This is a genomic window from Solirhodobacter sp., assembly GCF_964715405.1.
In genome coordinates, this window is record NZ_CBAICG010000082.1 from 1 (window position 1) to 5,500 (window position 5,500).

General features: G+C 68.3%; 4 protein-coding genes. 2 read left to right on the plus strand and 2 right to left on the minus strand.

The window, feature by feature from the left end:
- Nucleotides 1-133 precede the first annotated feature (133 nt).
- Nucleotides 134-616, minus strand: a complete 483-nt coding sequence (locus AC11WY_RS18980; protein WP_482928393.1) for a hypothetical protein — start codon at nt 614-616, stop codon at nt 134-136.
- Between the two features lie 158 nt (nt 617-774).
- Between AC11WY_RS18980 and AC11WY_RS18985 the strand changes: the two genes are divergently transcribed.
- A complete protein-coding gene (locus AC11WY_RS18985; RefSeq protein WP_482928395.1) occupies nt 775-2,238 on the plus strand; it encodes an MFS transporter in 1,464 nt (487 codons plus the stop codon).
- A 21-nt stretch (nt 2,239-2,259) separates the two neighbouring features.
- Here the strand turns inward: AC11WY_RS18985 and AC11WY_RS18990 are convergent, their stop codons facing one another.
- Nucleotides 2,260-3,048 carry a hypothetical protein gene (locus AC11WY_RS18990; protein ID WP_482928397.1) on the minus strand — a complete coding sequence of 263 codons (789 nt, stop codon included), beginning with the start codon at nt 3,046-3,048 and terminating at the stop codon, nt 2,260-2,262.
- Nucleotides 3,049-3,230: 182 nt separating this feature from the next.
- On the opposite strand from AC11WY_RS18990, the gene AC11WY_RS18995 reads away from it, so the two are divergent.
- The gene (locus AC11WY_RS18995) at nt 3,231-5,492 is read left to right on the plus strand and encodes a DEAD/DEAH box helicase (protein WP_482928399.1); all 2,262 of its coding nucleotides are present in this window, start codon (nt 3,231-3,233) and stop codon (nt 5,490-5,492) included.
- Nucleotides 5,493-5,500 lie beyond the last annotated feature (8 nt).

The following is a 5,500-nucleotide window of genomic DNA, read 5'->3' on the forward strand; positions in this document are numbered from 1 at the left end:
AAATAGTTCACGCCGCGTCTGCTTCTTCTTCATCGCGTCGCGAAGACCGGGAAAGGCGGGCTGTTTCGACATCGGCAGGGCTCCCTGGAGGCTTGCCCAAGTCTACCAGATCACGCCGAAAGCGGGAGGTTTTTCAGACGTTCCTTAAGCTTTCTGGTGTGGGCTTCCAAAAAGACAGCCCAAATGCCCCAAGGGTGATCGCAGCGATCGCCACAAGGCGCGGCCACCAGCGATCCTCTTCCGCAATAAATCCGACCGTACCAATCGTCGCTGCACTGCCGGTAACCACCCAGACCAGCACGACGAGCGCGATCGGGTAGACGACCGCCAGCCGAAGCGCCCAATCGTAAAGCCGCCAGTCGCGCGGCCAGCGGGCGATGGGGGTCATGATCGAGCGGTAGAGGATGCGGTAGTCCGGCGACTCAAGGTGGGCGATCAGGCGGGGGCGGAGAGGCTCGTCAGCGATCCAAACCCGCGCGATGACGGTACAGAAGAGGAAGAGCCAAACGATCAATCCGGCGACACCGACACCGAAACCGCTGTGAAATGCGTAGATCACGCCTGCAAAAGGGACGAGCAGGCCGAAATAAACCGAAAGTTGCTTCCCAATATCCAACGGCACCATCCGACTTGCGGTCCTGCTGCAACAAGGCCCGCTTCCCGTCATCCGGTCAAGTGCCGCGCGCCTGAACTGGTGTGGCCCCTTTCCCTTCTCCCCTCATCGCCCTAGGTTCCGGCGCGGCGATTTGGGCGCTGGTGGCGGATGGGTGCGTAATGGATATCGAGACTCCTCCTCCGGCTGCGATGGCCGTGCCTGCGGTGGCGTATTCCGACCGGCGCTGGGTGGCGATGTCGGTGCTGCTGGCGGCGGCGTTCATGAACCTGATCGACGTGTCGATCGTGAACGTGGCGCTGCCGTCGCTGCTGCGGGCGTTCCGGGCGACGGCGGCGCAGATCGAGTGGATCGTGGCGGCCTATATCCTGACCTTCGCGCTGTTGCTGCTGCCCGCCGGGCGGCTGGGCGACATTCTGGGGCGGCGGCGGATGTTCGTGGTAGGGCTGGCGGTGTTCACCTTCGGCTCGGCCTTGTGCGGCATGGCGCCGGGGATCGGGGCGCTGGTGGCGGCGCGGGTGTTGCAGGCCACCGGCGGGGCGGTGATGATGCCGCAGACGCTGGCGCTGGTGTCGGTGCTGTTTCCGCCGCGCGAGCGGGGCAAGGCCTTCGCGCTGTTCGGGCTTGCCTCGGGCATGGCCTCGGTGATGGGGCCGGTGCTGGGCGGGTTCCTGATCGGGCAGGATATCTGGGGGCTCGACTGGCGGCCGATCTTTCTGGTGAACATTCCGGTCGGGCTTGGCGCCATCGTGCTGGCGCTGCGGCTGGTGCCCGAGGTGCGCGGAACGCATCCGCTGAAGCTCGATTTCGTGGGGATCGCGCTGGCGGCGATGGCGCTGCTGGCGGTGGTGTTCCCGCTGATCGAGGGGCGCGAGGCGGGCTGGCCCGCGTGGACCTTCGCGCTGATGGCGGCGGCGGCGCCGCTGGCGCTGGCCTTCGGGCTGTGGGAGGCGCGGCAGGCGCGGCTGGGGCGCGTGCAACTGCTGCCGGTCAGCCTGCTGGCGGATCGTGGCTTCGTGCTGGGCACCGCGCTTTCGACCCTGCTTTACAGCGGGATTCCGGGGTTCTTCGTGGTGCTGGCGGTGTTCCTGCAATCGGGCTTTGGCCTTGATCCGCTGCATTCGGGGATGATGACGATGCCGTTCTCGGTCGGCGTCATGGCGGCCTCGCTGAGTTCCGGGCGGCTGGGCGGGCGCTGGCAGCGGCAGCGCATCACGGCGGGGGCCGCGTTCATGGCGCTGGCGATGCTATCGCTGCGGTTCGTTGTGCTGGGCACCGGCGACGCAGTGACCTGGCTTGGCTTCATGACGCCGATGTTCCTGGGCGGCTTCGGCCTGGGCACCGGCATCTCGCCGATCTTCCAGGTCGTGCTGGCGGGCGTGCCGACGCGCGACACGGGCTCGGCCTCGGGCGCGTTGCAGGCGTTTCAGCAGGTCGGCGGCGCGCTGGGGGTGGCGATCATCGGCCAGATCTTCTTTTCGCATCTGGCGGCCCTGGGCGCCGGAGTGGCGGCGCATCCGGTCTATATCGCGGCGATGGCCTCGGCGCTGGTCTACAACTCCACCGCCTTCATCGCCATCGCGGTGCTGATCTGGCTGGTGCCGCGGCCCGAACAGCACCGCTAGCGGCCCTGCCGAGGCGAAGGGTCAGTAGTTCGCAACCCCGATCAGGTCGAACTGATCCTTGGCCATGCGATAGAGCGCGCCGAACCTGTGCGCGTTGAAAAGGGTCGCGAACTGTTCGCGCTGCTTTTTCGTCAGACCGTTCACCAGCGCGCCGGCCGACACCGGGATGGTGCTGAAGAGCCCCGTCCCGCCGTCGTCTTCGTCGGGCAGGGCAAGCTCGGCCATGCCGCCCAGATAGGCCAGGCCGCGCAGGTTCTTCTTGTCGTTCAGCAGCCGGTCATCGCCGAACCGCGACGGATCGTCCGGCGGCAGGCTCGGCTCGGCATTGATGCGGCCGATGAACACGGCGAGCATGGCTTGCGGATTCTTCGCAAGCGTCCAGTTCTTGCACTCATATTGGAACCACCCGTTCATCTTCGACAGCCCGTCCTCGTAGCCTTTCAGCGCGTCGAAATCGTGCTTCTCCGTTGCGTTGGTGTTGAGCGGCTTGGAATGCCCGGTCAGATATTGAAAGATGGCGTTCTGCCCCGCCATCGGGGTGGCGTGTCCCTCGGCGCGGGACTGGCCGCCCAGCAGGTCAAGTTCCGCCGCGGAAAGCCAGATGTTCGTCGTCGCGTTCCCGCAGGACCACGACACCGGGCGTGGTCGCAGAAAATCTTCCGCCAGCGGGACGAATGTCCCCGCCAGCGCATAGAACCGTTTGGACCCAGAAAACCCGACGAGGCGCGTCATGCGGGCAAGTGTAGGCCCGGTAACGGCGATCACGCAACCGTGATTTTGCCATCGCCGCGCTGATCTGGCCGGTGCCACGGCCCGAGATGCAGGGCTGACTATACAACGCCCGCGTCTTCGCGTATGAGGCCCGCTTCAGGCTCCGGGTTTCCGCGGCGTGGGGCAGGGAGGCCCGACGCATAAGGGGGAAGGGTGGGCCGTATATCGGGCCCCCCGGGAACATGATTTCCGGTCTCGCCCCCCTTTTGGAAAGACGGATCATGACGGATACTTCCGGCATCGCGGCGCCCTTGGCCGCGGCCCTTGCGAAACGCGGCTATGAAACCCTGACCCCGGTGCAGCTTGCCGTGCTGGGCGAGGGCGTGGAGGGTCACGACCTGCTGGTCTCGGCCCAGACCGGGTCGGGCAAGACGGTCGCCTTCGGCATCGCCATCGCGCCGGACCTGCTGGCGGGCGAGGACCGGTTCCTGTTCGCGGGCATCCCGATGGCACTGGTGATCGCGCCGACGCGCGAACTGGCGTTGCAGGTGAAACGCGAGCTGGACTGGCTTTACGAGGAAACCGGGGCGCAGGTCGCGTCCTGCGTCGGCGGCATGGACTACCGCACCGAACGCCGCGCGCTCGACAAGGGCGCGCATATCGTCGTCGGCACGCCGGGGCGGCTGAAGGACCATATCGAACGCGGCTCGCTGGACCTGTCGGGCATCCGCGCGGTGGTGCTGGACGAGGCCGACGAGATGCTGGACCTCGGGTTTGCCGAGGATCTGGAGTTCATCCTCGGCTCGGCGCCCGAGTCGCGGCGCACGCTGATGTTCTCGGCCACCGTGCCGCCGGCGATCGCGCAACTGGCCAAGCAGTATCAGCGCGACGCGGTGCGGCTCAAGACGCAGGCCGAGCAGAAGCAGCATGTCGATATCGAATACCGCGCGCTGACCGTGGCGCCGCAGGACCGCGAGAACGCGATCATCAACCTGTTGCGCTTCTACGAGGCGAAGACGGCGCTGGTGTTCTGCAAGACGCGGGCCGAGGTGACGCATCTGATGGGCCGCTTCCACAACCGCGGATTCTCGGTGGTGGCGCTGTCGGGTGAACTCAGCCAGCAGGAACGCACCCACGCGCTGCAATCCATGCGCGACGGGCGGGCGCGGGTCTGCATCGCCACCGACGTGGCGGCGCGGGGCATCGACCTGCCGGGGCTGGAACTGGTGATCCACGCCGATCTGCCGTCGAACCCGGAAACGCTGCTGCACCGGTCGGGGCGCACGGGCCGGGCCGGGCAGAAGGGGGTTTCGGCGCTGATCGTGATGCCGAAGGACTACAAGAAGGCGCAGCGCATCCTGCAAGGCGCGCGCATCACGGCGACCTGGGCCACCGCGCCCTCGGCCGACGAGGTGCAGGCGCGCGACGACGTGCGGCTGATCGAGGCGCCGGAACTGGGCGCGCCGATCGCCGAGGACGAGGTTGCGGCGGTGGCCGCGCTGACCTCGTTGCACAGCGCGGATGCGCTGGCGGCGGCGTTCCTGCGGATGTGGCGGGCCGGACGGTCCGCGCCCGAGGAACTGCGCAGCGCAGGGACGCCAACCGAGGAAGTGCGCCGCCCGCGCGAAGAGTTCGGCGACTCGGCCTGGTATCGGCTGTCGGTCGGCCGCGAGGGCCGCGCCGAAGCGCGCTGGCTGCTGCCCAAGCTCTGCGATCAGGGTGGCATCACCAAGACCGAAATCGGCGCGATCCGGGTGCAGCAAGATGTGACCTTCGTGCAGATCGCGGCCGGGGCGGCGGCGGGGTTCGAGGCGACGCTGGGCAGCGCGATGGAACTGGAAGCCGGGCTGACGCTGACGCGCCTGGCCTCGGAACCGGTGCTGGAACGGCCGGAACGGTTTGATCGGCCGGAACGGCCCGCCCGCGCGCCGCGCGTCGAAGTGGCCGAAGACCGGCCCGCGCCCACCCGCGCCGCAGTCGAGGACCGCCCTGCGCCGGCGCCGCACGCCTATGCCGCCGCGACGGATGACCATGCCCCGTCCACCGTGCAGGGCAAGAAATCCTTCCGCGCCGCGAAATACGAGACCGGTGAACCCGTCAAGGCACCGCGCCGCGTCGGCGTGAAACCCGCCCGCCGCGACGATGCCCCGCACAGCAGCGGCGATGCCCCGCGCCCGGCCTATGAACCGCGCGCCAAGGCGCCGTTTGGCGGGCCGAAAAAGCCCTACCAGCCGCGCGGCAATGCGGCCGATGGGCCGAAGAAGCCATGGCAACCGCGTGGCGATGCGGCCGACGGCCCGAAGAAGCCGTGGCAGCCGCGTGGCGTTGCGGCCGATGGGCCGAAGAAGCCGTGGCAACCGCGTGGCGATGCGGCCGCCGAAGCGGGCAAGAAGCCGCGCTGGACCGGAACCGACAAGCCGGCGCGGCCGGGCAAGCCGTTCAGCGCCGGGAAACCGGCCACCGGCGGGGCGCGCCGTCCGCCGGTCAACCCGGCCGACACCTCGCAGCGGCTGAAGCCGCGCCCGAAGCCGCAAGGCAAGTAGGGCGGCAG

Coding starts and splice junctions, on each gene's coding strand:
- AC11WY_RS18985 (WP_482928395.1), top strand. CDS start 775: ATGGATATCGAGACTCCTCCTCCGGCTGCGATGGCCGTGCCTGCGGTG.
- AC11WY_RS18995 (WP_482928399.1), top strand. CDS start 3,231: ATGACGGATACTTCCGGCATCGCGGCGCCCTTGGCCGCGGCCCTTGCG.